Origin of the sequence: Christiangramia marina (genome assembly GCF_048285865.1) — a bacterium.
Taxonomy (GTDB): Bacteria; Bacteroidota; Bacteroidia; order Flavobacteriales; family Flavobacteriaceae; genus Christiangramia; species Christiangramia marina.
Map to the genome: position 1 here is coordinate 319,855 of NZ_JBLVTK010000001.1, position 3,174 is coordinate 323,028.

Below are 3,174 nucleotides of genomic sequence, written 5' to 3' on the forward strand. Positions count from 1 at the left end.
TATGCTATCACTGGAAGGATTTTTAAAACCTTTCCCTACGGAAGATATTTTATTAGCTTCCACAATAATGGTATACTCTTCCAGTACTTTTGAATTCTTAGCATCGATCAATTTTCCAGCATGGATATATGTTTGCTGGGCCATTAAGTTCAAACTGAACAAAATAGCGACTGCTATAAAAAGAATGTTTTTCATGAGATTATTTTAGAAAATCGATTATTGTACCTGTAAGATAATCAATTTGCTCATCATCAAGCTCTGTGTGCATTGGCAGTGAAATAACTTCCTTCACAAGTCTGTTGGTCACAGGGAAATCGGCTTCATTATATCGCTCATCAGCATAAGCTTTTTGCTTATGTAATGGAATAGGATAGTAAATTCCGAATGGGAGGCCTTTCTTCTGAAGGTGTTTTGCCAGTGCATCTCTCTTCCCATCAAGAATTCTTAAAGTATATTGATGAAAAACATGAGTGTCGCAATCACCTTCCCGGTAAGGCGTGACAATTTGCTCATGACCTCTAAATGCCTCTGTGTATTTAAAAGCAGCTGCCTTCCTAGCTTCATTGTAGATATCCAGCTTTGGTAATTTAGCTTTTAATACTGCGGCCTGTAAACTATCCAATCTCGAGTTCACTCCAACTACATCATGATGGTAGCGCTCATACATTCCATGATTTACGATACCTCTAATTGTATGTGCCAGTTCATCATTGTTCGTAAAAATGGCACCGCCATCACCATAACATCCTAAATTCTTGCTTGGAAAAAATGAAGTAGCTCCTACATCACCCATGCTTCCAGCCTTGAACGTCTTGGCTTCCCGGGTATGATAATTAGCACCGATAGCCTGTGCGTTGTCTTCAATAACATAAAGATCATGCTCTTTAGCAATCTTCATCACCGCATCCATATTTGCCACCTGTCCGAATAAATGCACAGGTACGATGGCACGGGTTTTTGGGGTGATAGCCTTACGGATTTTATCAGGATCAATATTATAAGTTTCGGGATCTACATCCACTAGTACCGGAGTTAGCTGAAGTAAAGCAATAACTTCTACAGTAGCTGCAAATGTGAAGTCGGCAGTTATGACCTCATCGCCTGGTTTTAGTCCCAGTCCCATCATAGCTATTTGTAAAGCATCGGTACCGTTCGCACAAGGAATGACATGCTTTACACCTAAATATTCTTCAAGATCCTTCTGAAATGCATGCACATGAGGGCCATTGATAAAAGATGTTTCTTCCATGATTTCCTGGAAAGAAGCATTTACTTCGTTTTTTATACCTTCGAACTGACCTTTAAGATCAACCATTTGAATGTTTTTCATCTGCATTTTTTTTCAGGTTCACGAAAATACAAAATATAGCATCTACTGGCAATCACTTTAATCACAAACGGCTATTTTTGAAATTAGATTTACATTCATGCAATCTCTCTATAACTCACTTATAAATTTCAGCCAGCCGGTAATTTCGATAGCCGGAAAATTCAGTCCAAAATTGAAGGAATTTTCAGAAGGAAGAAAAGATCTGTTTCCGCGGCTTGAAAAATTGCTATGTCCAGAATCACATTATATATGGATACATGCAGCTTCGCTTGGAGAGTTTGAAATGGCAGTACCAGTTCTAAAAATGCTGAAAGATAATTATCCTTCAGAAAAGATCATTGTTAGTTTCTTCTCTCCTTCAGGTTTCAATAATAAGAAAAAGCATAAGCTGGTGGATATCTTCACCTATCTCCCGCTCGACACTAAATATAATGCTCAAAAGTTCATTGACCTTATTAACCCAAAAATGGTATTCTTCATCAAATATGATTTCTGGCCAAATTTTTTACTAGGTCTTAAAGATCGTAATATTCCCACATACCTGGTTTCTGGCGTCTTTCGTGAAAATCAGAGTTTCTTTAAACTCTACGGAAAATGGATGATCAAATCCTTGCAGGCTTTTCATCACTTTTTTGTTCAGAATGAGGAATCTGCAGACTTGTTGAAGAAAATAGGCTTTGGGAATGCAACGGTTGCAGGAGATACGAGGTTCGACAGGGTTGCAGCACAGATCACCCAGGACAATCATATAGAGTTTATCGAAAATTTTAAAGCTAATAAAGTATTGACGGTCTTTGGAAGTAGCTGGCCAGAAGATGAGGAACTTTTTATTGATTATATAAATAAACATCATGAACAGAAGTTCCTGATCGCGCCTCATGAGATCAATGCTGAAAAAATTCAGATCTTAATCCATAAAATAAAACAACCGGTCCTGCAGTTTTCAGAAATGAATGAGGCTAAAATTAAAGATTTCAACGTCTTTATTCTGGACACCATTGGTTACCTGGGAAGAGCCTACAGCTATGCAGATATTGCCTATGTTGGCGGTGCAGCAGGTTCAACCGGTTTACACAACATTCTTGAACCGGCTACCTTCGGAATTCCCATAGTCATAGGATCGAACTATAATAAATTTCCGGAAGCAGCACGATTGAGACAATTAGCCGGATTGTTTTCTGTTAAAAATTCCGAGGAATTTGAACAGGTTATGGACAAATTTATAAGCAATCCTAACTTCAGAAAAAAGAGCGGAATGATTGCCGGGCACTTTATTAACAGTAATACAGGGGCTACCAGACTTCTGGAATCCCATTTAAAAGCTGAAAAAAATAGAGATTAACAAACATTGCTAAAAAAAAGTAAAAATAATTCGTACAATTGTTTATAGTTGTAATTTCGACCCGTATTAACAACTAAATAAATACAAATGAGACGTTTATCAATCCTTGCGATTGTATTAATTTTTAGTTCTGTTTTACTAACCTCATGTAGACAGGAAGCGGAAAAGGAAACCATCGTCAAGGAAGTAGAAGTTGAAAAGCAGGTGAAATCACCTGAAGAGGCTGATGAACGAGAAGGAATTCTTGAGCGAACAGCTAAAAAAGTCGATACTGAAGTAAATAAGGAAATCGACGAAGAGATCGAAAAAATTGGAGACGACAATTAGTAATACATCTCTAATTTTAATACATTGAATTACTAAAAACTACTAATAACTAAATAATCAAATTATGAAAAAACCAATTTTAATGCTTGCTTTAGCACTGTCTACAAGTTTATTCTTTACTTCTTGTAGAGAAACTAACGAGAATGAGACTGATGACATGGAGCAAATGGAGTCT

3 protein-coding genes and 1 pseudogene are annotated in these 3,174 nt (G+C 37.1%); 2 read left to right on the forward strand and 2 right to left on the reverse strand.

The window, feature by feature from the left end:
* Both ACNKXS_RS01445 and ACNKXS_RS01450 read right to left on the reverse strand, forming a co-directional pair.
* Window positions 1-195: pseudogene (locus tag ACNKXS_RS01445) on the reverse strand (amidohydrolase family protein); the annotation flags it as partial.
* Window positions 196-199: 4 nt separating this feature from the next.
* Window positions 200-1,330, reverse strand: a complete 1,131-nt coding sequence (locus ACNKXS_RS01450; protein WP_417919326.1) for a DegT/DnrJ/EryC1/StrS family aminotransferase — start codon at window positions 1,328-1,330, stop codon at window positions 200-202.
* Window positions 1,331-1,427: 97 nt separating this feature from the next.
* On the opposite strand from ACNKXS_RS01450, the gene ACNKXS_RS01455 reads away from it, so the two are divergent.
* The gene (locus ACNKXS_RS01455) at window positions 1,428-2,672 is read left to right on the forward strand and encodes a 3-deoxy-D-manno-octulosonic acid transferase (protein ID WP_417919327.1); all 1,245 of its coding nucleotides are present in this window, start codon (window positions 1,428-1,430) and stop codon (window positions 2,670-2,672) included.
* An 87-nt stretch (window positions 2,673-2,759) separates the two neighbouring features.
* Window positions 2,760-2,999 carry a hypothetical protein gene (locus tag ACNKXS_RS01460; protein WP_417919328.1) on the forward strand — a complete coding sequence of 80 codons (240 nt, stop codon included), beginning with the start codon at window positions 2,760-2,762 and terminating at the stop codon, window positions 2,997-2,999.
* The last annotated feature ends 175 nt before the right edge of the window (window positions 3,000-3,174 follow it).